A 26,334-nucleotide genomic window follows, 5' to 3' on the forward strand; every position below is an offset into this window, starting at 1 on the left:
AGCGTTCGTCCTGGCTCAGGTGCGTGTAGCTCAATGTGCAGTTCCACTTGGCGGTGAAGCTGCGCAGGCTACCGCACCTGCGCTACTTCCCGGGGCTGGAGTGATGCACTTCTAAATTGAATCCGCCTTCCGTCTAGGCTTGGTGGCAGACCCAGTTCTGTCGCCACGCCAAGGATTCGGACCTTCGCCCGCCGGAATGCACACAGAGTTGAGCGGCCCCCTTTGCCGCCTGCAAGAAAACGGAGTCGGTTCAACTTATTCAGGATCAGGAAGGGAGCTTGGTGTGCTTCAGTCGGCTTCAAACGCTCCGCGCAACCACTGCATGTGCAAATCGACGGCGGTGCCGTCGTAGCTCACCACGTCGAAGCGGCAGGGGCGATGCGCGTATTGCGGATGGGCGGCCAGCCACAGCTGCGCGGTGCGGACCAGCTTGTCCTGCTTGCCGCGGGTGACCGAGGCGAGTGCATCGCCGTGGCTGGCGCGTACGCGATAACGCACTTCGAGGAACGCCACGGTGTCGCCGTCCAGCATCACCAGGTCGAGTTCGCCGTAGCGCGTGCTGTAGTTGCGCGCGAGAAGTTTCAGGCCGGCGCGTTCGAGTTCGGCGCAGGCGCGTTGCTCGAAGACGTCGCCGGCGGCGCGCATCAGTGGCTGACGGGCAGGCTTGTGTCGGCCGGTTTATTGCCGCTGGCGGCGGGTGCCGGGATGTTGCCTGCCGGCGGGGTGCCGGCGGGCACGTCGTCGGTCTGCAGGCTGCCGCTCAGCGGGTGCGCCAGGCCATCCTGGAACTGCGCCCAGATCAGCACGCGGCGCACGCGGCCGAACTGGTCGGCGGTGAGCTGGCCGCTGGCGCCGGGGACGTAGCTGCCCGGATGGGCGCGCAGCCAGTCGAGGTAGGGCACCAGGTTCCACGCATCCATGCCGAACGCGAACAGCCGCGCACCGCCGCCGCGGGCCGATGGCAGCTGGGCGGCGATGTCGTCATGGTTGGGCAGGCCCGGCTGGGCATTGAACAGCCACGGTGAATCGCAGAATTCCACGCCATCCAGGTCGCGATTGCCCGCGGCGTCGTCGCTGCCTTCGTAGACATGCGAGGTGGCGATCACCGGCAGGCCGACCCGTGCGATGCGCAACTGGGGCAGCAGCAGTCGTGCCTGCGCCGGGCGCATGCTGATGAAGATGCCGGTGTCGCCGGTGTCGCCGGGGGCGCTGGCCGGCGGGGCGGCATTGTCGGTGGTAGTCGTGGCAGCAGCGGCCGGTGCGGCTGCGGCGGGCGCGGAGGCGGATGCAGGAATATGCAGCCCTGCGATGGTGTCGGCGTAACTGGTCGCTCCGGCCGGCAGGGTGGCCGCGCCAAGCAGCTGACCGCCGCGGGCGGCAAGTTCGGCCTTGAAGGCACCGGCGGCGCGCTGGGCGAAGTCGTCGCTGGAAATCACCAGGTAGGCCTGGCGCAGGCCGCGCTCGACCATGTGGTCTGCGGCCTGGGCGCCTTCGGTCTCCGGCAGCAGGCCGAATTCGCTGGCATTGCTGGCGGGCAGTTGCTTGTCGTCGGGATGGTTCAGCGCCAGCACCGGTACCGGCAGTTGTGTCTGGCCGAACACGGCGGCGACTTCGCCGCGAGTCAGCGGGCCGACGACCAGTCGGGCGCCGTCGCTGACCGCCTGCTGGTAGGCCTTGATCGCACCGTCGCTGGTGCCCTTGCTGTCGTACACGCGAACCAACGGGCGCGGTGCATGGTTGCGCCCGGCATCGAGATAGGCGGCAAAGAAACCCTCGCGAATCGACGTGCTCGCAGCCGCGTAGTTGCCGTCGCTGGGCAGCAGCAACGCCACCTGGGCGGGCGCCTGGTAGCCTTCGCGCACGTTGGCATTGGCACCTGGCAGCAAGGTGCCGACCGGTTGCTGCAATTCCGCCTGCGGCTGCGCCACCACGACACCGAGCTGCGTCAGCGCCTCGTCGACCCAGGGCAGCATGCGATCGCCCGGTTTCATCGCGGCGGCGCGTTGCTTGAGCGGGCCGACGCCGAGCTTGCCGAGCAGGCCGAGGATTTGCCGACGGTTCTGCGTGTGATCGAAACCGCTCAATTGGTCGTCCATCTGCACCCGGGTGCGCGCGGCGCCCCAGCTGTCGTCGCTCGCCGCCATCGCGCGCGCGCGCAGTTCCAGCAGGCGCAGCTGCAGCGCTGGCGGCACCGTGACATTCGGCTGGGTGGTGAGTTGCAGTGCGGTGGCCGCGTCGTGCTGGTCCAGCGCCAGTTCGGCCCGCAGCAGGTCGAAGCGCAGCGGCTCGTCGTCGCTCAGGCGTTGCCGCTTGATGCCGGCAAGAATCGGGGCGGTACGTTCGATCTGGCCTTCCTGTCGCCACGCTTCGGCGGCTTGCAGGCGGTAGCTGTCGGCACGGCTGGGCGATTGATCCGCCAGCGCCTGGTAGGCCTGTGCGGCCTGAGCGAACTGACCTTGTTGCGCCAGCGCAGCGGCGCTCTGTGCGGCGGCGACTTCGGCCGGCGAGCGCGGCGCGTTCATCGGCACACAGGCGGCCAGAACTACCGAGAGAAACAGTCCAATCGCGGCGGCGCGCGGGAGGCGCATGAGGCGCATGGGATATCCCTTGTTCGTCATGGTCGTCAATGCGCGATCATAGCCGATCGGATCGCCGGCTCACGGCGCAGGAGTATGACGATGTCAGCAGTTCAGCCAGGTTGCTTGTGGGTGGTGGCCACCCCGATCGGTCATCGCGACGACTTGTCTGCCCGTGCCATCGCGACGTTGCGCGAGGTGGCGGTGATCGCCGCCGAAGACACCCGGCACAGCCGGCCGCTGCTGGTTCATCACAACATCGACACGCCGCTGATCGCCCTGCACGATCACAATGAGCGCGATGCGGTGGACGCGATCGTGCGCAGAATGGCGGCAGGCGATTCGGTGGCGTTGATCTCGGACGCCGGCACGCCGCTGATCAGCGATCCGGGTTTTCGGCTGGTGCGCGCCGCGCGCGCGGCCGGCATCCGCTGCATTCCGGTGCCAGGTGCCTGCGCCGCGATCGCCGCGCTGTCGGTGGCGGGACTGCCTAGCGACCGGTTCGTGTTCGAGGGTTTCCTGCCGCCGAAGGCGGCGGCACGACGCAGCCGCCTGCGGGAGCTCGACGGCGATGCGCGCACGCTCATCTTCTATGAGTCGTCGCATCGCGTCGCCGAGAGTCTGGCCGACATGCGCGATATCTTCGGCGCCAGCCGGGAGGCGGTGCTGGCGCGCGAGCTGACCAAGATGTTCGAAACAGTGCTGGGCGAGCCGCTGGCGGAACTGGCGGAACGGGTCGCGGCCGATCCCGATCAGCAGCGCGGCGAATGCGTGATCCTGGTGGCCGGACGCGGCGAGGAAGCCGATGCGAAGCTGATCGAGGGCCGGCGCATCTTCGCGATCCTGCGCGAGGAACTGCCGCCGGCGAAGGCGGCGAAGATGGCGGCGGCGATCACCGGCGCGCCGCGCAAGCTCCTGTACGAGGGGTAGGAGCGCACCCTGTGCGCGATCGTTTCGCATGAATTATGGACAAAGAGCATCGCGCACAGGGTGCGCTCCTACTAGACTAGGAGATGGAGTCGGCCGGGCAGTCGCGTCGCACGCAAGTGCATCGAGGAAAGTCCGGGCTCCGCAGGGCAGAGTGCCAGGTAACTCCTGGGCAGCGTGAGCTGACGGCCAGTGCAACAGAGAGCAGACCGCCGAACGGCATCCTTGGATGTGCGTGGTAAGGGTGAAAGGGTGCGGTAAGAGCGCACCGCGTACGGGGCCAACGCCGTACGGCACGGTAAACCCCACTCGGAGCAAGACCAAATAGGGGAACGATAACGCGGCCCGCGTTGTTCCCGGGTAGGTTGCTGGAGCCAGACGGCGACGTCTGGCCGAGAGGAATGACTGTCGCGTCGCAAGACGTACAGAACCCGGCTTACAGGCCGACTCCACCTCTTGCATGAATCCACCACCGGTGTGGCAGACGTCCACGCCGGTGGTGGCGGGCAGGACCGCGGGCGGATGAACGCCGGTTCATCGCGAGCTGGACGGGAATCCCGGATTTATCCCCGCCAGACGCCATGTTGGCACTGATTCGAAATCAAAAATCCCCTTGCTTTCAAACACCTTGCAGGGGTTTATGAGAAAACGCTGGAATTACCGCCACAACTTCGCCTTTCTCCTTGATTCACAAGCGAAATTCCCTTGACAGTCTCATGAGCCGAGACTATCGTGGGTTCCGGTGTGAAATCGTGGGTTTTAGTGGAGTTCAACGACCGTGTTCCAGGGCGAAACCGCCATCACCGTAGACGACAAGGGCCGCCTGGCCATTCCAACCGCGTATCGCGAGTTGGTGGCGGGCGAGTGCGCGAATCGTCTGGTGATCACCTACAACCCGTTCGAGCCGGGCTGCCTATGGCTGTTCCCGCATGCCGAGTGGGAGCAGGTGCGCGATCAGGTGAATGCGCTGCCCAAGGTCAAGGCCGCCCATCGCGACATGCAGATGAAGCTGGTCGGCGCCGCCGCCGTGGTCGAGCCCGATGGCGCGGCGCGAGTGTTGCTGCCGGCCAGTCAGCGTGCCGCCGCGGGCATCGAGAAGAAGGCAGTGCTGCTGGGCATGGGCAACAAGTTCGAGCTGTGGAGCGAACAGGCTCACCTGGCCAAGATCCGCCAGAGCATCGGCGAAGACGAGATCACTGCAGAAATGGCCGTACTGCGCCTGTAAACGGGCGCAGCGACAGACGTGGGACGGGAGCGGGAGTGCGGCATGGCCGAGCAGCAGTTGCGGCACATCCCGGTAATGCTGGGTGAAGCAGTGGAGGGACTCGCCGTGCATGCTGGCGGGCGCTATCTCGATGGAACCTTCGGTCGCGGCGGTCACGCTCGCGCCGTACTGTCGCGCCTCGGTCCCGATGGCCGGCTGCTGCTGATGGACCGGGATCCCACCGCGATCGCCGCGGCGCGGGCCGAATTTGCCGGCGATCCGCGCGTGGCGATCCGGCACGCCAATTTCTCCAGCCTGGCCGAGTGGGACGAAACCGCCGCCGGCCTTGACGGCGTGCTGCTCGACTTGGGCGTGTCCTCGCCGCAATTGGACGAGGCTGCGCGCGGTTTCAGTTTCATGGCCGATGCGCCGCTGGACATGCGCATGGACACCAGCCAGGGCGAAAGCGCCGCCGATTTCCTGGCGCATGCCAGCGAGCGCGAGATCACCGAAGTGCTGTGGAATTTCGGCGAGGAGCGTCACGGCCGGCGCATCGCCCGCGCCATCGTCGCGGATCGCACGGCCACGCCGTTCACCCGCACCGGCCAGCTGGCCGCGCTGATCGAGCGCGTGGTCGGCCGGCGCGAGCCGGGCAAGCACCCGGCCACGCGCAGCTTCCAGGCGTTGCGCATCCGCGTGAACGGCGAACTGGACGCGCTGCAGCAGGGTTTGGATGCCGCGCTGGAACGGCTCAAGCCGGGTGGTCGGCTGTCGGTGATCAGCTTCCATTCGCTGGAGGATCGCGCGGTGAAACTGTTCATCCGCGACCACTCCGGCCGCGTGCAGAACACGCGCCGCGGACCGCCGGTGCAGGCGGCGCCGGCGCGCCTGGTGGCCATCGGCAAGGCGCAATTTCCGTCCGCGGCCGAACAGGCCGCGAACCCGCGTTCGCGTTCCGCGGTGCTGCGGGTGGCAGAGAAATTGCCCGAAGGAGGCCGCGCGTGAAGGCGATCGGCGCCCTGTTCATGCTGGTCCTGCTCGCGGCGGTGCTGGCCAGCGCGATCGGCGTGGTGTGGACGCGCCACGAGAGCCGCGTGTTGTTCGTCAACCTCACCTCGCTGCAGAACCAGCGCGACGAGTTGAACATCGAATACGGCAGGCTGGAACTGGAGCAGGCCACCTATGCCGAGCCGCGGCGCATCGACGACGAGGCCCGGCAGAAACTGGGCATGCTCGATCCGCGCCCGCAAGACATCCGGTTGCTGCACTGATGGGCTTGCGCAAGCACATCCCACCTCCGCAGCACGGCCGCCGCCGCAGTGCCGGCCCCAGTTCGCGCAAGCGGATGATGGTGGTGGTCGGCCTGCTCGGGCTGGCCTCGATCGGACTGGTGGCGCGTGCTTTCGACCTGCAGGTGGTGCGCAAGCAGTTCTATCAGAGCCAGGGCGATGCGCGCTTCCTGCGGGTGATGCCGATCCCGGTGTCGCGCGGCACCATCTTCGACCGCAACGGCGAGCCGCTGGCGGTGTCGACGCCGGTGATGTCGATCTGGGCGAATCCGGCCGAAGTGCTTGAACACGACGATCGCATCCCGCAGCTGGCGCAGGCGTTGGGGGTCGACGCGGCGAACCTGAAGGAGCAGCTGGTACAGCGCTCGGACAAGGAATTCGTCTACCTGAGGCGGCAGATGGCGCCGGAAGCCGCACAGGTCGTGCTGGACCTGGGCATTCCCGGCATCAACGGTCAGCGCGAGTTCAAGCGCTACTACCCGTCCGGCGAAGTCACCTCGCATGTGCTCGGCTTCACCAATATCGACGACCACGGCCAGGAAGGCCTGGAGCTGGCGTACGACGACTGGCTGTCCGGCAAGCCGGGCTCCAAGCGCGTCATCCGCGACCGCATGGGCCACGTGGTGGAGGACGTCGAGCAGATCCGCGCGCCGAAGCCGGGACAGAACCTCACGCTCAGCATCGATCGTCGCATCCAGTTTCTGGCCTACAACGAACTGAAAAGCACGCTGGAGAAGTCGCAGGCCGATTCCGGCTCGATGGTGATACTCGACGTGAAGACCGGCGAAGTGCTGGCGATGGTCAACCTGCCGACCTACAACCCCAACTCGGTCAACAGCAGCAAGCCGGCCGACCGGCGCAACCGCGCGATGACCGACGTGCTCGAGCCGGGTTCGACGATCAAGCCGGTACTGATGGCAGCGGCGTTGTCCAGCGGCAAGTACACGCCGACCAGCCCGCTGATCGACACTACTGGTGGCCACTGGTTTTTCCAGGGTCACGATATTCACGACACCCACAACTACGGGCTGCTCACGCCGACCGGAGTGATCACCAAGTCGAGCAACGTCGGTGCCGCGCACATCGCGATGCAGCTCGATACGGGGTTGATGTACGACACCTATCGGGCGTTCGGCTTCGGCAACAGCACCAACAGCGGATTCCCGGGCGAGACGTCCGGCTACCTGAAGATCGGCCGCGACTGGAGGCCGCTGGAAAAGGCCATCCTGGGCTACGGCTATGGCCTCAATGTGACCGTGCTGCAGCTGGCCAACGCCTACGCCACCATCGCCGACGGCGGCGTTATGCATTCGCCCACCTTCATCAAGGGCAACGACAGCGACGGGAAGGTCATCATCGAGCCGCAGATAGCCCACGAGCTGGTGGACATGCTCGAGACCACCACCCAGCCGGGCGGTACTGCCGCGCCTTATGCATGGATCGCCAATTACACCGTGGCGGGCAAGACCGGCACGGCGCACAAGGCGGTGGCGGGGGGATATTCGAAGAACAACTACGGCGCCGCGTTCGCTGGCATGGTGCCGGCGACCAACCCGCGGCTGGTGGCGGCGGTGGTGGTCGACAATCCCCGCAAGGGCAGCTACTACGGCGGCCTGGTCTCCGGCCCGGTGTTCGCCGAAGTCATGGCCGGCGCATTGCGACTGCTGGATATTCCGCCGGACAACATCGGCCGCTGGTATGTCGGTGGCCCCTTGCAGGTTCAGAACGGACTGACCGGCAACGCTCCGCCGGCCGCCCCGAACATCGAAGAAGCGCCGGCCGAGGAGGGCACGCCATGAGCACCGGCCATCTCGATCAGCTGCTGCTGGGAATTGCCGACGCGCAGGTCGCTGCCGTGCCGGGTGCCGGGCGCATCGTGGTGTCGGGACTGACGCTGGACTCGCGCCGGGCGCGCCGCGGCGATGCGTTTTTTGCGCTGCGCGGCACCCGGGGTCATGGCATCGAGTTTGCCGCCGGCGCGGTGCAGCGCGGCGCGCAGGTAGTGCTGGCCGAGGCGCCGGCGGTCGACGATCTGGCTCCGCTGGACGTGCCGTTGCTGTGGATCGACGACTTGCATGCGCAGGTCGGTGAAATCGCTGCGCGCTTCTTCGAGCGTCCCAGCGAGTCGATGCGGATGGTCGGCGTCACCGGTACCAACGGCAAGACCTCGTGCGTGCAGCTGCTGGCACAGGCGCTGACCTTGCTCGGTCATCGCGCGGCCTCGATCGGTACGCTCGGTGCCGGCGTGCATGGTCAGTTGCTCGAAGGCGAGCGCACCACGCCCGATGCGATCAGTGTGCAGGCGTTGCTTGCGGATTTCCGCGATGCCGAGGTCAGCCACGTGGCGATGGAAGTGTCATCGCATGCGCTGGAGCAGGGCCGCGTGGGCGCGGTGGATTTCGAAGTGGCGGTGTTCACCAACCTCACCCGCGACCATCTGGACTATCACGGCAGCATGCAGGCTTACGGTGCGGCCAAGGCGAAACTGTTCGCCTGGCCGGGACTGCAGAGCGCGGTGATCAATATCGACGATGCGTTCGGCCGCGAACTGGCGGCGCAGTTGCCCGCCGGCGTGCAGCCGCTGCGCTTCAGCATGACCGACGACAGCGACGCGGAGATTGCCGCCAGCGCCATCGTCACGTCGGCCGAGGGGCTGGCGTTCCGGCTGCGTACGCCGTGGGGCGTGCGGGCGATCAACAGCCATCTGCTGGGCCGCTTCAATGTGGCGAACCTGCTGGCGGTGGCGGGCTGCCTGGGCGCGCTGGGCGAACCGTTTTCGCACATCGTGGCCGCGCTCGAGCAATTGCAGCCGGTCAACGGCCGGATGAGCCGGCTGGGCGGCTTGCGCGGCCTGCCGCTGGTGGTGGTCGATTACGCGCACACCCCGGATGCGCTGGAGCAGGCGCTGGACGCCGTGCGGGCGCACTGCGCCGGCAAGCTGATCTGCGTGTTCGGTTGCGGCGGCGAGCGCGACGCCGGCAAGCGTCCCCTGATGGGCGCGATCGCGGCGCGGCTGGCGGACGTCGCCATCGTCACCGACGACAATCCGCGCGGCGAAGACGGCGATGCGATCGTGGCGCAGATCGTCGCCGGCATGGCATCGGCACGCGCGATGACGGTCGAGCGCGATCGCGCGTCGGCGATCGGCCAGGCGCTGCAGCTGGCGCAGTCGGGCGACGCGGTGCTGATCGCCGGCAAGGGGCATGAAACCTATCAGGATGGCGCGGCCGGCAAGCGTCCATTCGATGATCTGGCGGTGGCGCATGCCGCACTGGAACGGATGAGCCGGGAGCCGCGCGCATGATGTCGCTGAGCACCATCGCGCTGTGGACCCACGGGCGCCTGCTCGGCGCCGACGCCGAGGTCACCGGTGTCGCCATCGACACGCGCAAGCTGCAGCCCGGCGACCTGTTCGTGGCGATCAAGGGCGAGCGCGTGGACGGTCACGACTATCTGGCCGAGGCTGCCGCGCGCGGTGCCGTCGCCGCCATGGTGACGCGCAAGCTCGACGGCGATCTGCCGCAGCTCCTGGTCAATGACGCCGAGCTGGCGTTGGGCGACCTGGCCAGCGCGGTGCGCGCCCAGCGCAACGTGCGCGTGGTCGGCATCACCGGTTCCAACGGCAAGACCACGGTGAAGACGCTGGCCGCCTCGATCCTGTCGCGGCATGGCCGCACCCACGTCAGCGCCGGCAACTTCAACAACGAGATCGGCCTGCCGCTGACCTTGCTGGCGATGCCGCGGGACACCGAATACGCGGTGCTGGAAATGGGCGCCGGCAAGCCGGGCGACATCGCGTACCTGGCTGCCATCGCACGGCCCGATATCGGCCTCGTCACGCTCATCGCGCCGGCGCATCTTGCGCGCATGGGCAGCATCGAAGGCGTGGCCGAGACCAAGGGCGCGCTGTACCAGGCGTTGCCGGCCGACGGCATCGCGATCATCAACGCCGACGACGCGTTCGCCCGCTTTTTCGGCGGGCTGGCCGGTGCCCGCAAAGTGCTGCGCTATGGCCTCGACCATCCGGCGGATATCGGCGCTGACATCCTCGAACAGCGTGTGGACGGTTCGCATTTCGTGCTCAGCACGCCGCAGGGCGATGCTGAGGTGAGCTTGCCGCTGTCCGGCCGCCACAACATCGCCAATGCGCTGGCGGCGACGACGATCGCGCTGGCGCTGGAAGTGCCGCTGGACACCATCGTCGCCGGGCTGGAACAGGCGGCGGGCGTGGCCGGGCGGTTGCGCCGCGAGGCGATGGCCGGTGGCTGGACGCTGATCGACGACAGCTACAACGCGAACCCCAGCTCGATGGCGGCGGCGATCGACACCTTGCTGCTGGCCGACGGCGAGCGCTGGCTGGTGCTGGGCGACATGGCCGAGCTGGGTACGGAGGCGCCCGCGCTGCACGCGGGCGTCGGCGCGCGCGCCCGCGAGTGCGGCGTCGAGCGGCTGTTCGCGGTGGGTCCGCTCGGCGCGGCCACCGTAGAGGCGTTCGGGGCGCAAGGCCGGCATTTCGCCGACAAGGCGGCGCTGATCGTGGCGCTGCATGCGCAATTGCATGCGGGCGTCACCTGCCTGGTGAAGGGCTCGCGTTCGGCCGGCATGGAACAGGTCGTGGCGGCGCTCGGCGGCCATGTTGGCGAGAACAAGGGGGACGCATCCGATGCTGCTTGAACTGGCCGACTGGATGGCACGGCATTTCACCGCGCTGCATCTTTTCCAGTACATCACGTTCCGTACGATCATGGCCGCGCTCACCGCGCTGGCGGTGTCGCTGCTGCTGGGGCCGGCGCTGATCCGCAAGCTGGCCGCGCTGAAGGCCGGCCAGGTGGTGCGCAGCGACGGCCCGCAGACGCATCTGGTCAAGGCCGGCACGCCGACCATGGGCGGCGTGATGATCCTGCTCTCGGTCAGCATCGCCACGCTGCTGTGGGCCGACCTGCACAACCGCTACGTGTGGGTGGTGCTGGCGGTGATGCTGGCGTACGGCACGATCGGCTTCTACGACGACTACCGCAAGCTGGTGTTGAAGGACAGCCGTGGCCTGGCCAGCCGCTGGAAGTATTTCTGGCAGTCGCTGTTCGGCGTCGGTGCGGCGCTGTTCCTGTACTACACCGCGCCGTCGGCAGCTGCCGGCCTGCCGGTGGCGGAGACCGCGCTGTACGTGCCGCTGTTCAAGCACGTGGCGGTGCCGCTGGGGCTGTTCTTCGTGGTGATCACCTATTTCATGATCGTGGGTTTCTCCAACGCGGTGAACCTCACCGACGGCCTGGACGGTCTGGCGATCATGCCGACCGTGCTGGTCTCCGGCGCGCTGGGTGTGTTCGCCTACCTGGCCGGCAACAAGGTGTTCTCCGAATACCTGGGCATTCCGTCGATCCCCGGGGCGGGCGAGCTGGCGATCTTCTGCGGCGCGCTGGCCGGTGCAGGGCTCGGCTTCCTGTGGTTCAACACCTATCCGGCGCAGGTGTTCATGGGCGACGTCGGCGCGCTGGCGATGGGTGCCGCGCTCGGCTGCGTGGCGGTGATCGTGCGCCAGGAAATCGTGCTGCTGGTGATGGGCGGCGTGTTCGTGATGGAAACCGCTTCGGTGATGATCCAGGTCGCCAGTTTCAAGCTGACCGGCAAGCGCGTTTTCCGAATGGCGCCGATCCATCACCACTTCGAATTGAAGGGCTGGCCGGAGCCGCGCGTGATCGTGCGTTTCTGGATCATCAGCGTGGTGCTGGTGCTGGTCGGTCTCGCCACGTTGAAGGTGCGCTAGTGCCTGCCCTCATGACCCAAGCACGTCGCGCCGGGTGCGGTCTGCCTGCAGGACAAGGAAGAGTGAGTGAATGTATGTCGATACATGATCGAACGATGACGCAGGCCTGCGGGCAGACCGACCCGGCCCGAAGGGTTGCTTTGCGGTGGCTGTCAGGCGGCCTGCTCCTTGAGCATGGCGCCACCATGATCTGTGTCGCATTCCACCACCTGACAGCCACCGCAAAACAACGCGGCGCACTTGGGTCATGAGGACAGGCACCATGTTCGACTTCGACAGCACTCAGGCCAAACGCCGGCAGGGACCGCGCGGCAGCTTCGATCTGTGGCTGCTGGTGGGCTTGATCGGGCTGGTCAGCGTCGGCGTGGTGATGGTGGCCTCCAGCTCGATCGCGGTGGCCGACAGCCAGCACCTGGGCGCGTTCTATTTCCTGAAGAAGCACCTGATCTTTCTCAGTCTCGGCGCGCTGGCGGCCACCATGGCGATGCGCACCGAACTGAAGCTGTTCGAGAAGTACGCCTTCCACCTGATGCTGCTGGCGTTCGTGCTGCTGCTGCTGGTGTTCGTGCCGCATGTGGGCATGCGCATCAACGGCGCGCGGCGCTGGCTGAACCTGCTGGTGACGACGTTCCAGCCGGTCGAGGCGGTAAAACTCATTCTGGTGGTGTACATCGCCAGTTATCTGGTGCGTCATCGCGAGAGCGTGGAGACGCGCTTCCTCGGCCTGTTCAAGCCGGTGCTGGTGGCCGGCGTGATCGTGCTGCTGCTGCTGGCGCAGCCGGACTTCGGCTCGGCCACGCTGGTGATCGCGGTGACCATCGCGATGGTCTGGCTAGGCGGGGCGCGGCCGATCTTCCTGTTCCTGATGGGGTTGCCGCTGATGCCGCTGCTGTATATCGCGGCCACCGGCGAGAGCTACCGCATGAAGCGGCTGACCACGTTCATGGATCCGTGGAAGGACCCGTTCAACGACGGCTTCCAGCTGACCCAGTCGCTGATGGCGATCGGGCGCGGCGAGTGGACCGGTGTCGGGCTGGGTTCCAGCGTACTGAAATTGTCTTATCTGCCCGAAGCGCACACCGACTTCATCTTCGCGGTGATCGGCGAGGAGCTGGGTCTGGCCGGCGTGGTGCTGGTGGTCGGCCTGTTCGCGCTGGTGGTGGGGCGCGGTTTGTACCTGGGTCTGAAAGGCGTCGAGATAGGGCAGCGCTTTGCCGGTTACGTGGCATTCGGCGTCTCGCTGATGCTGGCGATGCAGGCGATCGTGTCGATCGGCGTGAACCTCGGCGCACTGCCCACCAAGGGGCTGACCCTGCCGCTGATCAGCTATGGCGGCTCGTCGATGGCGCTGACCTGTGCGATGGCCGGCGTGCTGCTGCGCGCCACGTTCGAGATCAACCGTGCGCTGGATGCCCGCGAAGTGACCCGGCGCATGCCGGCTGCCGCGGTGGCCGACGCCAATGTCGCGGTGAAGCCGCGCGAAGCGGTGGCTGCATGAAGACTATCGAGAATAGCGAGTCGGGAATCGGGCATGGCCGGAGCGGGTCGCGCCCTGCCTTTGCCGGCGCCCGGGTCTCCCATCCCGATTCCCGCCCGGTGCTGATCATGGCCGGCGGTACCGGCGGCCACATTTTCCCCGGCCTGGCCGTGGCCGAATGTCTGCGCGCGCAGGGCGTGCCGGTGGTCTGGCTGGGCGCGGTTGGCGGGATGGAAACGACGGTCGTGCCGGCGCAGCGGATCGAGTTGCACACGGTGGCAGTCGGCGGCTTGCGCGGCAAGGGCATCAAGACCCGGCTGCTGGCGCCGCTGATGCTGCTGCGCGCGCTGTTCGCGTCGCTGGCCGTGATGAGCCGGGTGAAACCGCGCAGCGTGTTGTCGATGGGCGGTTACGTGGCCGGCCCCGGTGGCCTTGCTGCGTGGCTGCTGCGGCGGCCGCTGCTGGTGCACGAACAGAACCGCATCGCCGGTTTCACCAACCGCAAGCTGGCCGGACTGGCCACGCGCGTGCTGGCCGGTTTCGCCGATGCGTTGCCCCGGGCCGAATGGGTCGGCAACCCGGTGCGCAACGCGATCGCCGCGTTGCCGTTGCCCGCCCAGCGCATGGCGGGCCGCAGCGGCAGGCCGCGCCTGCTGGTACTCGGCGGCAGCCTCGGTGCACGCGCCTTGAATCTGGCCGTGCCGCAGGCGCTGGCGCAGCTGACTCCGGCGCAGCGTCCCGAGGTGGTGCACCAGTGCGGCACGCGCGGCCTCGACGAGGCGCGTGCGGCGTACGCGAAAGCCGGTGTCGAGGCCCAGGTAGTGGCATTCATCGACGACATGGCGGGCAGCTACGAATGGGCCGACCTGGCCGTCTGCCGCGCCGGCGCGCTGACCCTGGCCGAACTGACCGCGGCCGGACTCGGTGCCGTGCTGGTGCCGTTCCCGCACGCGGTGGACGACCACCAGACGCGCAACGCCGAAGCACTGGTGGCGATCGGTGCCGCCGTCGTGATGCAGGAGAGTGAACTGGACATACAGATTCTGGCGCAGCGACTGGAGTCGCTGCTGGGTGATCGCCGCCGCCTGCTGGCGATGGCCGAAGCGGCGCGCACGCTGGCGAAACCCGACGCGGCGCAGGTCATTGCCGCCGCTTGTATTGAATCGGCACGCATGAAGGAGGCCGCATGACGCCGCGTCGCCTGCATGCGCACGAGGACTTGATGAGCACGTTCCGCCGGGTGCACTTCATCGGCATCGGCGGCGTCGGCATGAGCGGCATCGCCGAAGTGCTGCACAACCTCGGTTACGCGGTGTCCGGTTCCGACCGGGCCAGCTCGCCGACATCGCAGCGCCTGCAGCAGATGGGCATCACCGTGTATGTGGGACATGCCGCCGAACACATCGGCGACGCCGACGTGGTGGTGACCTCCAGCGCGATCAGGCAGGACAACCCGGAGCTGGTCGCCGCGCGCGCCGCGCGCATCCCGGTGATCCCGCGCGCGGAGATGCTGGGCGAGCTGATGCGCTTCCGCCGCGGCGTGGCGATCGCCGGCACGCACGGCAAGACCACCACCACCAGCCTCACCGCCAGCGTGCTGGCCGAGGCCGGCTATGACCCGACCTTCGTCATCGGCGGTCAACTCAACGCGGCCGGGGCGAACGCGCGGCTCGGCACCGGCCAGTATCTGGTCGCGGAAGCCGACGAATCCGATGGCTCGTTCCTGCTGCTGTCGCCGGTGATCGCGGCGGTCACCAATATCGACGCCGACCACCTGGAGAACTATGGCGGCGATTTCGCCCAGGTGAAGAAGGCATTCGGGGAATTCCTGCATCGGCTGCCGTTCTACGGCCTGGCCGTGCTCTGCGTGGACGACGCCGAGGTCGCCGTGCTGGCGAAATCCACCACGCGCCGCGTGATGACTTACGGCATCGACACGGCGGACGCCGACGTGCGCGCACTGAACGTGACCCAGCGCGGCTTCGAAATGCATTTCGATCTGGTGCTGCCGGGCCGGGCCGATGCGCTGCCGGTGAAGCTCAACCTGCCGGGCCGGCACAACGTGCTCAATGCGCTGGCGGCCGCCACGATCGGCTGGCAGCTGGGGGTGGAGGCCGAGGCGATGGCCCATGCGCTGGAGCATTTCCAGGGTGTCGGCCGCCGCTTCCATCGACGCGGCGAGATCGCGCTGGACCATGGCAGCGTGCTGCTGGTCGACGATTACGGCCATCACCCGCGCGAGCTGGCGGCAGTGTTCGCCGCCGCGCGCGGCGGCTGGCCCGAGCGCCGTCTGGTGGTCGGCTTCCAGCCGCATCGCTACAGCCGCACCCGCGATCTGCTGGACGATTTCGCGAATGTGCTGGCCGATGCCGACGTGCTGGTGCTGACCGACGTCTATGCCGCCGGCGAGACGCCGATCGCCGGTGCCGACGGCCGCGCCCTGGCGCGCGCCGTGCGTGCCCGCGGCAAGGTCGACCCGGTGCTGATCGAGCATCCGCGCGAATTCAAGGACACCTTGCCGGCGCTGCTGCGCGACGGCGACCTGTTGTTGCTGCTGGGCGCCGGCGACATTGGCGCGGCGGCGGTGGAGCTGGCCCAGGCCGGCCATCTGAGGACAAGCAAGTGAGCATGAAAACCGCCGTGAACCCGATCAGCGTCAGCAAGATCAAGGATCCCGCCCAGTTCGGTCGCGTCGCCGTAGTGATGGGCGGCAGCTCGGCCGAGCGCGAAGTGTCGCTCGATTCCGGCCGCAATGTGCTGGCCGCGCTGCAGGCGCGCGGCATCGACGCGCATGCGATCGACGGCATCCCCGCGCTGCTCGACGCGCTGCGCGCCGGCCACTTCGCCCGCGTGTTCAACATCCTGCACGGCCAGCATGGCGGCGGCGAGGACGGCGTGCTGCAGGGCGCACTGGAATCGCTGAATGTTCCGTACACCGGTTCGGGTGTGCTCGGCTCCGCCTTGTCGATGGACAAGACGCGTTCCAAGCGCGTGTGGCAATCGATGGGTTTGTCGACGCCGACGTTCGCGGCATTGCCGCGCGGCGCGAATGTGCATGCGGCAGCGCGCCAGATCGGTTTTCCGCTGATCGTGAAACCGGCCAGCGAAGGTTCCAGCGTCGGCGTGACCCGCGTGTTCGCGGAGAAGGACCTGGATGAAGCGGTCAAGCTGGCCGCGAAGTATCCGGGCGACCTGCTGATGGAAACGCTGATCGAGGGCGACGAGCTCACCGTCGCGATCCTCGGCCGGCAGGTATTGCCGAGCATCCACATCGTGCCGAAGGCGGCGTTCTACGACTACAACGCGAAATACGTGGCCGAGGATACCCAGTACATCTGCCCCGGTCTCGAGGGTGTGGCTGGCGAAGAGTTGTCGGCGCTCTCGCTGGCCGCGTTCGATGCGCTCGCCTGCGCCGGCTGGGGCCGCGTCGACGTGATGCGTGATCGCACCGGCCGCAACTGGCTGCTGGAAGTGAACACCGCGCCGGGCATGACCTCGCACTCGCTGGTGCCCAAGGCCGCCGCGGCCGCCGGTATCGACTACCAGGAGCTGTGCTGGCGCGTGCTCGAGACGAGCTTCGCTCGGGAATGGGGAATGGGGAATGGGGAATCGGCAACTGCGAAGACCGACCCTGACGATTCCCGCGACTCCGAAGGAGGCGCCGAGTGAAAGGAACCGTCCGCCTCGTCGCCTGGTGTCTGGCCGTCGCGCTGGTCGCGCTGCCGGTCGTCGGCGTGCTGCGCGGATGGTTCGCGGCCAGCCGCTGGCCGGTGACCCGGTTGACCGTGCAGGCCGAGTTCAAGCACGTCGGCGCGGACGAGATCCGCGCCGCCGTGCGGCCGCGGCTGGGCAAGGGCTTCTTCGCGCTGGACCTCGATGCCGTGCAGAAGGCCGTCGCCGCGTTGCCGTGGGTGGAATCGGTCGAGGCGCGCAAGCGCTGGCCGGACACGTTGCAGCTGCGCATCTACGAACGGCAGCCGTTCGCACGCTGGAACGGCAAGCAGCTGATCAGCCGGCAAGGCCTGGTATTCGATGCGCCGGGTGCGACCGATACCAGCGCATTGCCCGATCTGCGCGGCCCGGATACCCGGCTGGCCGAGGTGGTGAGCTTTTACGCCGAAACCCAGAAGGCGTTCGCCGGCACCCACCTGCAGATCAGCGGCGTGGCGCTGACCGAGCGCGGCAGCTGGAGCGTCAGCACCGCCAACGGCGCGCGGATCGTGATCGGCGATCGCGAACAGGCCGGCCGCCGGCTGCACCGTTTCCTCGATGTCTATCCGCAGCTGATCGCGGGTCATGCCGACGGTTTCACCTACGCCGATCTCCGCTACACCAACGGATTTGCCGTGCGCTGGCCGCAAGCGGCCGACGCCAACGCTGGAGGTTCGCCCCGCTCATGAAGACGATCTGCCTATTGAAGGCCGCCCTATGAAATCGCGCAACGACAAGCAGCTGGTGGTCGGCCTCGATATCGGCACCTCGAAGGTGGTGGCGATCGTGGGCGAGTACGAACCGGGCGAACCGATCACGGTGATCGGCATCGGCACCCACGTCTCGCGCGGCATGAAGCGGGGCTCGGTGGTCGACATCGAATCGACCGTGCACTCGATCCAGCGGGCAGTGGAGGAGGCCGAGCTGATGGCGGGCTGCGACATCCGTTCGGTGTATGCGTCGATCTCCGGCAGCCATCTGGAAACCCGCAACTCGCACGGCAACGCGGCGATCCGCGACCGCGAGGTCACCGCCGGCGACCTGGAGCAGGTGCTGGAGGCGGCCAGCGCGGTGGCGATCCCGGCCGATCGCAAGGTGCTCTACAAGGAATCGCAGGAATATCGCATCGACGGCCAGGACGGCATCCGCTCCCCGGTCGGCATGAGCGGCGTGCGGCTGGAGGCGAACGTGCACCTGGTCACCGGCGCGGCGGCGGCGGTGCAGAACATCAGCAAGTGCATCCAGCGCTGCGGCCTGACCGTGGACGAACTGGTGCCCTCGGCGCTGGCCAGCGCCAAGGCGGTGCTGACCGACGACGAGCGCGAGCTGGGCGTGTGCCTGGTAGACATCGGCGCCGGCACCACCGACATCGCGATCTATACGCAGGGTTCGATCCGCTATACCGCCTCGCTGCCGGTCGGCGGCGACCAGGTCACCAGCGACATTGCCTACGGCGTGCACACGCCGACCGCGCACGCCGAGGAAATCAAGATCAAGTACGCCTGCGCGCAGACCGGGCTGGCGCATGCCGAGGAAACCATCCAGGTACCCAGCGTGGGCGATCGTCCGCCGCGCCGGCTCGCGCGGCAGTCGCTGGCGCAGAGCGTGCAGGCGCGCTACGAGGAAATTTTCGAAATGGTGCAGGACCAGCTGCGCCGCTCCGGCTACGAGAGCCTGGTCGCGGCCGGCGTGGTGCTGACCGGCGGCGCTTCCAAGATGGAGGGCGCGCTCGAGCTGGCCGAGGAGATCTTCCACAAGATGGTCCGCATCGGCGTGCCGCAGCAGATCGAGGGCCTGGGCGAGGTCGTGTCCAGCCCGCTGCACGCCACCGGCGTGGGCTTGCTGCTGCATGGCGCGCGCGCCGGCAGCGTAAGGGCCGGCGGGCCGGCGGGCGGCAGCGTCGGCGGTCTGGTCGGCAAGTTGCGTGGCTGGATCACCAAGAATTTTTGATGGCCGGTTTCTGATTTTTGGGCGACGCAGGACGCGTTGCTTCGGGCGGAGGGACATCCGCCCACCACCACGGACCGACAGGAGTCGCGATCCCTGGTTACAACGACAACAACTCTACGGAGGACGGGAAATGTTTGAACTGATCGATAAACTCGCACCCAATGCAGTCATCAAGGTGATCGGCGTGGGCGGCGGCGGCGGCAATGCCGTGGCTCACATGCTCAATTCCAATATCGAAGGCGTCGAGTTCATCGTCGCCAATACCGATGCGCAGGCGATGACCAGCTGCGGTTCGCGTACCCACCTGCAGCTCGGTGGCAACGTGACCAAGGGTCTGGGCGCCGGCGCGAACCCCGAGGTCGGCCGGCAGGCCGCGCTGGAGGACCGCGAACGGATCGAGGCGATGCTAGAGGGCGCCGACATGGTGTTCATCACCGCCGGCATGGGCGGCGGTACCGGTACCGGCGCGGCGCCGGTGGTGGCGCAGCTGGCCAAGGAGAAGGGCATCCTCACCGTGGCGGTGGTGACCAAGCCGTTCCCGTTCGAGGGGCGCCGGCGCATGCAGGTCGCGTTGAAGGGCATCGAGGACCTGTCGCAGCATGTCGACTCGCTGATCACCGTGCCAAACGAGAAGCTGCTCAGCGTGCTGGGCCGCGACGTGACATTGCTGAACGCATTCAAGGCGGCCAACGATGTGCTGCAAGGCGCCGTGCAGGGCATCGCCGACCTGATCACCGCCCCGGGCCTGATCAACGTCGACTTCGCCGACGTACGTACCGTGATGTCCGAAATGGGCCTGGCGATGATGGGCTCGGGCACCGCCCGCGGCGACGACCGCGCGCAGGCGGCGGCCGAGGCGGCGATCAAGAACCCGCTGCTGGAGGACGTCAACCTCAACGGCGCCTGCGGCATCCTGGTCAACGTCACCGCCGGTCCGAACCTGACCATGCGCGAATTCGACGAAATCGGCCGTATCATCCACGACTTCGCCAGCGAAGATGCCACCGTGGTGATCGGTACCTCGCTCGATCCGGAAATGAAGGACGATGTCCGCGTCACCGTGGTGGCCACCGGCCTCAACCGTGCCAACGCATCGCGCCAGCAGCCGCCGATCCGCATGGTCGAGACGCAGCAGGTGCAGATGCGCCCGCGTCCGGTGGTGCTGCGTACCGGTACCGGCAACGAGGTGGTCGACTATGCACAGCCGGAGATGACGATCAGCAGCCATAGCCGGGCGGAATCTTCCGCACCGGCGAAGAATGCGGAGCCAGGCTTCGACTACCTGGATATTCCGGCGTTCCTGCGCCGCCAGGCCGACTGATGACAGAGGGTGCAAGTTAAGGAGATGCGAAAATATTGAACGAATGCCCGTTAGGCGGGTCACTCTATCCAGCGCGCCCCACCGGTTCCGGTTGTCCACCGTCGGGGCGGGTGCCGCGTTGCCGCGTCATGGCTAGCGCAGAGGGAGCGGGTGGATTGAGCTGTGTGGTCGGGGGTTGACCTGATCCGGCCGATCGTTCGCAGGTGTAGCAGCAAGACTGTGCGTCAGGATGGCGCATGGCCGGCCGTTGCGGGTTCCGCCCGTATCGACCAGCCCGATGCCCTGTACCGGACTCCCGTCCCAGGTACGGGGCATTGTGTCGATTCGCCGGATTGTCGGGAGAAAGGCTACAGATGCCCACTTCTTTCAAGGATGAAAGGAACATGAAGGTTTAATCAGACTGTACGGTACGGTTTGCTTTTATCACAGGTTAAAACTGTGTTAGCATCCGCCCCTGATTGGCTGCTGCCTACACAGGTACCAACAACAATGATCAAGCAGCGTACGCTTAAGAACATCATCCGGGCGACCGGTGTCGGTTTGCATACGGGTGACAAGGTGTACATGACCTTGCGTCCCGCGGCGCCGAATACCGGCATCGTATTCCGCCGCACGGACCTCGATCCGCCGGTGGACATTCGGGCTCGCCAGGACAACGTCGGTGATACGCGATTGTCGACCACGCTGGTCGACGGCGACACGCGCGTCTCCACGGTCGAGCATCTGCTCTCGGCGATGGCCGGGCTCGGTATCGACAATGCTTATGTCGACCTGTCCGCACCGGAAGTGCCGATCATGGACGGCAGCGCCGGTCCCTTCGTGTTCCTGCTGCAGTCGGCCGGCATCGAAGAGCAGAACGTGGCCAAGCGCTTCATCCGCATCAAGAAGCCGGTGAAAGTGCAGGAAGGCGACAAGTGGGCCAGCTTCGAACCGTTCGAGGGCTTCAAGGTAGGCTTCTCGATCGACTTCAACCATCCGATCATCAGCAAGCGCACCTCGCGCGCCGAGATCGACTTCTCCACCACTTCCTTCGTCAAGGAAGTGAGCCGCGCACGCACCTTCGGCTTCATGCGCGACATCGAGATGCTGCGCGAACACAACCTCGCGCTGGGCGGCTCGATGGACAACGCCGTGGTGCTGGATGACTACCGCGTGCTGAACGAAGACGGCCTCCGCTACGAGGACGAGTTCGTCAAGCACAAGATCCTCGACGCGATCGGCGATCTGTACCTGCTCGGCCATAGCCTGATCGGCGCCTACCATGCGCACAAATCTGGCCACGAACTGAATAACAAGCTGCTGCGCACGCTGATGGCCGACGCCTCGGCCTGGGAAGAAGTCAGCTACCAGGATGATCCGGCCACTTCGCCGATCTCCTACGCACACCCTGCGCAGGCGATCTGAGCCTCGCCACCTACGGCTCGGCAAGTGCCCAGAAAAGCGGCCGTATCGGGAGATACGGCCGCTTTTCTTGTGACGAAGAGCGCATCGTTAACGCGGCTTGCTTCACGCCACGATGACATATCGGGCTATTTCTTAACTTTGTGCATGCTATAAACCCACCCTCGTTGTACAAATCAGCGGCGCCGGCACGACGCGTCGGCGCGGGCATACGGAGCGACCGGCTGATTCAGTCCGCTCCAGAGTCCGGGGAATCAGCGGTTTCGGCGAGGGACGCCAGCTCGAGGAACAGTACCCGCCATTCGGGGTCTGTGAATGACGCGGCAGCGGCCCGGAGATGGGTGGCTGCGGCGAGCGAAAGCGGTTTCGACCGGTCCGGCGCTGTTGCGACCGGTGGTTGGGGGGCCACTTTCACGGTGACTGAACTGGCGCGTGTGCCGATGGCATGTGCGGTGGCAAGGATCTGTGTCTGCATCAAGCGCAGGCGCGATGCCCAAGCCGGTGAAGACGCCAGAAAGACGAGGCGGTCGTTGTGCAGGTTGGCGAATCGCACCTGCTCGCGCAATGGCGATGGCAACGTCTGACGCAGTGCGCGATCCAGCGCTTCTAGCGCGCCGGCCTTTCGGGCCAGCGTCGCGAAGGAGCCACATTCGACAAGGGACTTCGGTCCGTTGCCGGTGCGGCGGGAGATGGCTGGGGCCGCACGTTGCATGGTGCCGACATTGATTCTGGAAAGACATGCAAATCATACTCGTATCACATGCCAGGAAGCTGCCGAAAACACTCGATCTGGCAGACCGACGGTTGCGCTGGAAATTGTTGTCATTGCTGTCGTTGGGCGTGCTCGGCTGCATCGGTGCGGGCGTGGCGCTGGCGCTGGTGGTGGCCAGTCCCCGCGACCGGGCACTGACGGAAATCCACGACCTGCAGCAGCAGATCCGACAGCAGAACAGCCAGCTGGGTGGCGTGCGACGGGATGCCCAGCGCGACCTCGATGCTCTGGCCATGAAACTGGGACAGTTGCAGGCCCAGTCGACCCGATTGAACGCGCTGGGCGAACGACTGATTCAGGTCGGCAAGCTCGATGACGGCGAGTTCAATTTCGACCAGCAGCCCCCGGTCGGCGGCGTCGAGGACGCCGGGAGCAGTTCCTACGCACTGCCGCAGACGCTGAACAGCAGCATCGGCCAGCTGGCCAGCCAGTTCGACCTGCAGCAGGCACAGTTGTCGGCACTGCAGAGTCTGTTGCTGGATGCCAAGATCGAATCGAATCTGAAGCCGACCGGGATGCCGGTGCAGGGCTATATTTCATCCTACTTCGGTGCGCGTGCGGATCCGTTCGACGGCCGTTCGGAGCGACATACCGGCATCGACATCGCCACTCCGTATGGCACCCCGGTACATGCTGTCGCGGAAGGCATGGTGACGTTTGCCGGCGTGCGCAGTGGCTACGGTAATGTGGTCGAGGTCGACCACGGCAACGGCTACATGACCCGCTACGCCCACAACAGCGCGCTGGATGTGCATCCGGGTCAGCACGTGCAGGTAGGCGACGTGCTTGCCCAGGCCGGTTCCACCGGCCGTTCGACCGGCTCGCACGTGCATTTCGAGGTCTGGTACGACGGCCGCGTGGTCAATCCGCTCGCCTTTGTACGCAACCGCCGGTAAGGGCGTCTTTCCGGCCGGCAATCCCTTGAATCCGGCCATGGCCGACGCCATCCAGAATAGCTGGCATGGCGTGCGCTGATCGGCAGTGCCTTGTCGGGTATGCCTCGGTTGGCGTGCCCTCGTGGGTCGGCCTTCTTGGGTCTGCATTCATGCGCCTGCCTTCATGGGCCTGCCTTTATGGGCATGTAGTAATATGCCCGATTGGCCCGTCTCAGTTGCGGGCATTCTGTTCCCCAATCCGGAAGACCGATGTTCAATCGTGCCCTGACGAGCTTGTTTGGTAGCCGCAACGAGCGCGTATTGCGCCAGCTTTCCCGAACCGTTCACCGCATCAACGCGCTGGAGCCCGAATTCGAGAAGCTGAGCGACGAGGCGTTGCGTGGCAAGACCGAAGAGTTCAAACAGCGGGTCGTCAACGGCGAGTCGCTGGACAAGCTGCTGCCGGAGGCGTTTGCGGTAGTGCGCGAGGCGGCCAGGCGCACCCTGGGCATGCGTCATTACGACGTGCAGATGATCGGCGGCATGGTGCTGCATCAGGGCAAGATCGCCGAAATGCGCACCGGCGAGGGCAAGACCCTGGTCGGTACCTTGCCGGTCTACCTCAATGCACTAGCCGGCAAGGGCGTGCATGTAGTCACCGTCAACGACTACCTGGCCCGGCGCGACTCCACCCAGATGGGCAAGCTGTACAACTTCCTCGGGCTGGACGTGGGCGTGGTCTATCCCGGCATGGATCACGCCGACAAGCATGCGGCGTATGCCGCCGACATCACCTACGGCACCAACAACGAGTTCGGTTTCGACTACCTGCGCGACAACATGGCGTTGAGCAAGGAGCAGCGCTACCAGCGCGGCCTGCACTACGCGATCGTCGACGAGGTCGACTCGATCCTGATCGACGAGGCGCGCACGCCGCTGATCATCTCCGGGCCGGCCGAGGACTCGCCGCAGCTGTACATGGCGGTGAACAAGATCGTGCCGCGGATGATCCGGCAGACCGAGGAAGAGGGCAGCGGCGACTACTGGGTCGACGAGAAGCAGAAGCAGGTGCACCTGTCCGAAGAGGGCATGCAGCATGCCGACGAGCTGCTGCGCGAGGCCGGCGTGATCGAACAGGACAGCGGCCTGTACGATTCGAAGAATCTGGCGGTGGTGCATCACCTCAACGCCGCGCTGCGCGCCAACGGCATCTACCAGCGCGACGTGGATTACATCGTGCGCGACGGCGAAGTGGTCATCGTCGACGAGTTCACCGGCCGCACTCTGGTCGGCCGGCGCTGGTCCGACGGCCTGCATCAGGCGGTCGAGGCGAAGGAAGGCGTGCCGATCCAGCGCGAGAATCAGACCCTGGCCACGGTGACGTTCCAGAATCTGTTCCGCATGTACAAGAAGCTGGCCGGCATGACCGGCACGGCCGATACCGAGGCGTTCGAATTCCAGAGCATCTATGGCCTGGAAGTGGTGGTGATTCCCACCCACAAGCCGATGATCCGGGTGGACAACTCGGACATGATCTTCCTTTCCCAGGATCCGAAATACCGCTCGGTGATCGAGGACATCAAGGACTGCCACAAGCGCGGTCAGCCGGTACTGGTCGGCACCACTTCGATCGAAGTGTCCGAGCTGCTGTCGGGCATGCTGAAGAAGGCCAATGTGGCGCACGAAGTGCTCAACGCCAAGCAGCATGAGCGCGAGGCGCACATCGTGGCCCAGGCCGGTGCGCCGGGGCAGGTCACCATCGCCACCAACATGGCCGGTCGCGGCACCGATATCGTGCTCGGCGGCAGCCTGGAGGTGGCTTTGGCGGCGCTGCCGGAAGACGCCAGCGAAATGGATCGCCAGCGCATCAAGGCCGAGTGGAAGAAGCTGCACGAACAGGTGCTCGCCGCCGGCGGCCTGCACATCATCGGTACCGAGCGGCACGAATCGCGGCGTATCGACAACCAGCTGCGCGGCCGTTCCGGCCGCCAGGGCGATCCCGGTTCCTCGCGTTTCTACCTGTCGCTGGAAGACAATCTGCTGCGCATCTTCGGCGGCGAGGGCCTGGTGCGCTGGATGAAGCGCTTCGGCATGAAGGACGACGACGCGCTGGAAGACCGCATGATCAGCCGGCAGATCGAGAAGGCCCAGCGCAAGGTCGAGCAGCACAACTTCGACATCCGCAAGCACCTGCTGGAATTCGACGATGTCGCCAACGACCAGCGCAAGGTGATCTATCGCCAGCGCGACGAACTGCTCGAGGGCGACGATGTCTCGGCTACCGTGGCCGATATCCGCGAAGACGTGGTGGAGACCATGGCGCGTGCCTATGTGCCGGCCGACAGCATCGACGAGCAATGGGATCTGGCCGGCCTCGACCGCGAGCTGGAAAGTTCGTTCGGCCTGTCGCTGGACCTGAAGCACTGGGTCGAGCAGCAGCGCGAGCTGGATGCCGGGATGGTCCTCGATCACGTGCGCGGCGCGGTGAACGAGCTGTTCCAGGCGAAGGAAGCGCAGATCGGCGCCGACACCATGCGTCAGCTGGAAAAGCACATCATGCTGACCGTGGTCGACAACGCCTGGAAGGATCACCTGTCCAACATGGACTACCTGCGCCAGGGCATCTATCTGGTCGGCTACGCGCAGCAGGATCCGAAGCAGGCGTTCAAGCGCGAGTCGTTCAAGCTGTTCTCCGAGATGCTCGACCGGATCAAGGCCGAAGTCGTGCAGATGCTGGCGCGGATCCGCATTCGCAGCGAGGAGGAAGTCGCCGCGATGGAAGCCGAGCAGCAGCGCCTGGCGGACCGCCTGCAGAAGCAGATGCTGGCGACTGGCGGCGGTGCGCCGGTTGGCGGGTTCGGCGGCGAAGCGGAGGCGCCGGCCGGCGCCGGCATCGGCTTTGCACAGTCGCCGGCACAGCACGATGGCCCCAAGGTGGGCCGCAACGAGCCATGCCCCTGCGGTTCGGGCAAGAAGTACAAGCACTGCCACGGCCAGCTGGCCTGAGCGAAAAGCAGGAATAAGTGGAGAGGAGTGAGAAAAGAGAGAGGGCTGTGCAGCTTTCTCT

At 66.4% G+C, this 26,334-nt stretch carries 21 protein-coding genes and 1 other RNA gene; 19 read left to right on the forward strand and 3 right to left on the reverse strand.

Annotated features, from left to right (window positions below):
- Window positions 1-288 precede the first annotated feature (288 nt).
- Window positions 289-645 (reverse strand): YraN family protein, encoded by a 357-nt coding sequence (locus tag ACFPPB_RS17885; protein ID WP_377329596.1) that lies wholly within the window; start codon window positions 643-645, stop codon window positions 289-291.
- Window positions 645-2,597 carry a penicillin-binding protein activator gene (locus ACFPPB_RS17890; RefSeq protein WP_377329598.1) on the reverse strand — a complete coding sequence of 651 codons (1,953 nt, stop codon included), beginning with the start codon at window positions 2,595-2,597 and terminating at the stop codon, window positions 645-647. The genes ACFPPB_RS17885 and ACFPPB_RS17890 overlap by 1 nt, the downstream gene beginning before the upstream one ends.
- 81 nt (window positions 2,598-2,678) lie before the next feature.
- Between ACFPPB_RS17890 and rsmI the strand changes: the two genes are divergently transcribed.
- From rsmI to lpxC, 17 genes are all read left to right on the forward strand, one after another.
- Window positions 2,679-3,506, forward strand: coding sequence for a 16S rRNA (cytidine(1402)-2'-O)-methyltransferase (gene rsmI / locus ACFPPB_RS17895; RefSeq protein ID WP_377329600.1), 828 nt, complete (start codon window positions 2,679-2,681; stop codon window positions 3,504-3,506).
- Between the two features lie 85 nt (window positions 3,507-3,591).
- Window positions 3,592-3,958, forward strand: an RNA gene (gene rnpB, locus ACFPPB_RS17900) — RNase P RNA component class A.
- A gap of 323 nt (window positions 3,959-4,281) precedes the next feature.
- On the forward strand, window positions 4,282-4,728 hold the full coding sequence (mraZ, locus tag ACFPPB_RS17905) for a division/cell wall cluster transcriptional repressor MraZ (protein WP_377329602.1): 447 nt from the start codon (window positions 4,282-4,284) through the stop codon (window positions 4,726-4,728).
- Window positions 4,729-4,770: 42 nt separating this feature from the next.
- A complete protein-coding gene (gene rsmH, locus ACFPPB_RS17910) occupies window positions 4,771-5,712 on the forward strand; it encodes a 16S rRNA (cytosine(1402)-N(4))-methyltransferase RsmH (protein WP_377329604.1) in 942 nt (313 codons plus the stop codon).
- Between the two features lie 5 nt (window positions 5,713-5,717).
- Window positions 5,718-5,978, forward strand: coding sequence for a cell division protein FtsL (gene ftsL, locus ACFPPB_RS17915; protein ID WP_377329677.1), 261 nt, complete (start codon window positions 5,718-5,720; stop codon window positions 5,976-5,978).
- The gene (locus ACFPPB_RS17920) at window positions 5,978-7,795 is read left to right on the forward strand and encodes a peptidoglycan D,D-transpeptidase FtsI family protein (RefSeq protein WP_377329606.1); all 1,818 of its coding nucleotides are present in this window, start codon (window positions 5,978-5,980) and stop codon (window positions 7,793-7,795) included. Before ftsL ends, ACFPPB_RS17920 begins: the two co-directional genes overlap by 1 nt.
- On the forward strand, window positions 7,792-9,300 hold the full coding sequence (locus ACFPPB_RS17925; RefSeq protein WP_377329607.1) for a UDP-N-acetylmuramoyl-L-alanyl-D-glutamate--2,6-diaminopimelate ligase: 1,509 nt from the start codon (window positions 7,792-7,794) through the stop codon (window positions 9,298-9,300). The genes ACFPPB_RS17920 and ACFPPB_RS17925 overlap by 4 nt, the downstream gene beginning before the upstream one ends.
- Entirely contained in the window at window positions 9,297-10,670 is a 1,374-nt protein-coding gene (locus ACFPPB_RS17930; protein WP_377329609.1) for a UDP-N-acetylmuramoyl-tripeptide--D-alanyl-D-alanine ligase, read from the forward strand. The genes ACFPPB_RS17925 and ACFPPB_RS17930 overlap by 4 nt, the downstream gene beginning before the upstream one ends.
- Window positions 10,660-11,760 (forward strand): phospho-N-acetylmuramoyl-pentapeptide-transferase, encoded by a 1,101-nt coding sequence (gene mraY, locus ACFPPB_RS17935; RefSeq protein ID WP_377329611.1) that lies wholly within the window; start codon window positions 10,660-10,662, stop codon window positions 11,758-11,760. Before ACFPPB_RS17930 ends, mraY begins: the two co-directional genes overlap by 11 nt.
- A gap of 262 nt (window positions 11,761-12,022) precedes the next feature.
- A complete protein-coding gene (gene ftsW, locus ACFPPB_RS17940; protein WP_377329613.1) occupies window positions 12,023-13,258 on the forward strand; it encodes a putative lipid II flippase FtsW in 1,236 nt (411 codons plus the stop codon).
- Window positions 13,255-14,427 carry an undecaprenyldiphospho-muramoylpentapeptide beta-N-acetylglucosaminyltransferase gene (gene murG, locus ACFPPB_RS17945; protein WP_377329615.1) on the forward strand — a complete coding sequence of 391 codons (1,173 nt, stop codon included), beginning with the start codon at window positions 13,255-13,257 and terminating at the stop codon, window positions 14,425-14,427. The genes ftsW and murG overlap by 4 nt, the downstream gene beginning before the upstream one ends.
- Entirely contained in the window at window positions 14,424-15,863 is a 1,440-nt protein-coding gene (gene murC, locus ACFPPB_RS17950) for a UDP-N-acetylmuramate--L-alanine ligase (protein WP_377329617.1), read from the forward strand. The genes murG and murC overlap by 4 nt, the downstream gene beginning before the upstream one ends.
- A gap of 2 nt (window positions 15,864-15,865) precedes the next feature.
- A complete protein-coding gene (locus tag ACFPPB_RS17955) occupies window positions 15,866-16,906 on the forward strand; it encodes a D-alanine--D-alanine ligase (protein WP_377329619.1) in 1,041 nt (346 codons plus the stop codon).
- Complete coding sequence (locus ACFPPB_RS17960) at window positions 16,903-17,637, forward strand: cell division protein FtsQ/DivIB (RefSeq protein ID WP_377329621.1); 735 nt, start codon at window positions 16,903-16,905, stop codon at window positions 17,635-17,637. Before ACFPPB_RS17955 ends, ACFPPB_RS17960 begins: the two co-directional genes overlap by 4 nt.
- A 28-nt stretch (window positions 17,638-17,665) precedes the next feature.
- Window positions 17,666-18,898, forward strand: coding sequence for a cell division protein FtsA (ftsA, locus tag ACFPPB_RS17965; protein ID WP_377329623.1), 1,233 nt, complete (start codon window positions 17,666-17,668; stop codon window positions 18,896-18,898).
- A gap of 130 nt (window positions 18,899-19,028) precedes the next feature.
- Complete coding sequence (gene ftsZ, locus ACFPPB_RS17970) at window positions 19,029-20,219, forward strand: cell division protein FtsZ (RefSeq protein ID WP_377329625.1); 1,191 nt, start codon at window positions 19,029-19,031, stop codon at window positions 20,217-20,219.
- 489 nt (window positions 20,220-20,708) lie between these two features.
- The gene (gene lpxC / locus ACFPPB_RS17975) at window positions 20,709-21,623 is read left to right on the forward strand and encodes a UDP-3-O-acyl-N-acetylglucosamine deacetylase (RefSeq protein WP_377329627.1); all 915 of its coding nucleotides are present in this window, start codon (window positions 20,709-20,711) and stop codon (window positions 21,621-21,623) included.
- A 226-nt stretch (window positions 21,624-21,849) separates the two neighbouring features.
- Here the strand turns inward: lpxC and ACFPPB_RS17980 are convergent, their stop codons facing one another.
- A complete protein-coding gene (locus ACFPPB_RS17980; protein ID WP_377329629.1) occupies window positions 21,850-22,332 on the reverse strand; it encodes a DciA family protein in 483 nt (160 codons plus the stop codon).
- 26 nt (window positions 22,333-22,358) lie between these two features.
- On the opposite strand from ACFPPB_RS17980, the gene ACFPPB_RS17985 reads away from it, so the two are divergent.
- Window positions 22,359-23,288, forward strand: a complete 930-nt coding sequence (locus ACFPPB_RS17985; RefSeq protein WP_377329630.1) for a M23 family metallopeptidase — start codon at window positions 22,359-22,361, stop codon at window positions 23,286-23,288.
- A gap of 249 nt (window positions 23,289-23,537) precedes the next feature.
- The gene (secA, locus tag ACFPPB_RS17990) at window positions 23,538-26,273 is read left to right on the forward strand and encodes a preprotein translocase subunit SecA (RefSeq protein WP_377329632.1); all 2,736 of its coding nucleotides are present in this window, start codon (window positions 23,538-23,540) and stop codon (window positions 26,271-26,273) included.
- Window positions 26,274-26,334 lie beyond the last annotated feature (61 nt).

The organism is Rhodanobacter terrae (genome assembly GCF_042657005.1).
GTDB classification, from domain to species: domain Bacteria; phylum Pseudomonadota; class Gammaproteobacteria; order Xanthomonadales; family Rhodanobacteraceae; genus Rhodanobacter; species Rhodanobacter terrae.

Bases quoted from the DNA above. Each gene is read 5' to 3' on its own strand.
- ACFPPB_RS17885 (WP_377329596.1), bottom strand. From the start codon at position 645: ATGCGCGCCGCCGGCGACGTCTTCGAGCAACGCGCCTGCGCCGAACTC.
- ACFPPB_RS17890 (WP_377329598.1), bottom strand. From the start codon at position 2,597: ATGCGCCTCATGCGCCTCCCGCGCGCCGCCGCGATTGGACTGTTTCTC.
- rsmI (WP_377329600.1), top strand. From the start codon at position 2,679: ATGTCAGCAGTTCAGCCAGGTTGCTTGTGGGTGGTGGCCACCCCGATC.
- rsmH (WP_377329604.1), top strand. From the start codon at position 4,771: ATGGCCGAGCAGCAGTTGCGGCACATCCCGGTAATGCTGGGTGAAGCA.
- ACFPPB_RS17920 (WP_377329606.1), top strand. From the start codon at position 5,978: ATGGGCTTGCGCAAGCACATCCCACCTCCGCAGCACGGCCGCCGCCGC.
- ACFPPB_RS17925 (WP_377329607.1), top strand. From the start codon at position 7,792: ATGAGCACCGGCCATCTCGATCAGCTGCTGCTGGGAATTGCCGACGCG.
- ACFPPB_RS17930 (WP_377329609.1), top strand. From the start codon at position 9,297: ATGATGTCGCTGAGCACCATCGCGCTGTGGACCCACGGGCGCCTGCTC.
- mraY (WP_377329611.1), top strand. From the start codon at position 10,660: ATGCTGCTTGAACTGGCCGACTGGATGGCACGGCATTTCACCGCGCTG.
- ftsW (WP_377329613.1), top strand. From the start codon at position 12,023: ATGTTCGACTTCGACAGCACTCAGGCCAAACGCCGGCAGGGACCGCGC.
- murG (WP_377329615.1), top strand. From the start codon at position 13,255: ATGAAGACTATCGAGAATAGCGAGTCGGGAATCGGGCATGGCCGGAGC.
- murC (WP_377329617.1), top strand. From the start codon at position 14,424: ATGACGCCGCGTCGCCTGCATGCGCACGAGGACTTGATGAGCACGTTC.
- ACFPPB_RS17955 (WP_377329619.1), top strand. From the start codon at position 15,866: ATGAAAACCGCCGTGAACCCGATCAGCGTCAGCAAGATCAAGGATCCC.
- ftsA (WP_377329623.1), top strand. From the start codon at position 17,666: ATGAAATCGCGCAACGACAAGCAGCTGGTGGTCGGCCTCGATATCGGC.
- ftsZ (WP_377329625.1), top strand. From the start codon at position 19,029: ATGTTTGAACTGATCGATAAACTCGCACCCAATGCAGTCATCAAGGTG.
- lpxC (WP_377329627.1), top strand. From the start codon at position 20,709: ATGATCAAGCAGCGTACGCTTAAGAACATCATCCGGGCGACCGGTGTC.
- ACFPPB_RS17980 (WP_377329629.1), bottom strand. From the start codon at position 22,332: ATGCAACGTGCGGCCCCAGCCATCTCCCGCCGCACCGGCAACGGACCG.
- ACFPPB_RS17985 (WP_377329630.1), top strand. From the start codon at position 22,359: ATGCAAATCATACTCGTATCACATGCCAGGAAGCTGCCGAAAACACTC.
- secA (WP_377329632.1), top strand. From the start codon at position 23,538: ATGTTCAATCGTGCCCTGACGAGCTTGTTTGGTAGCCGCAACGAGCGC.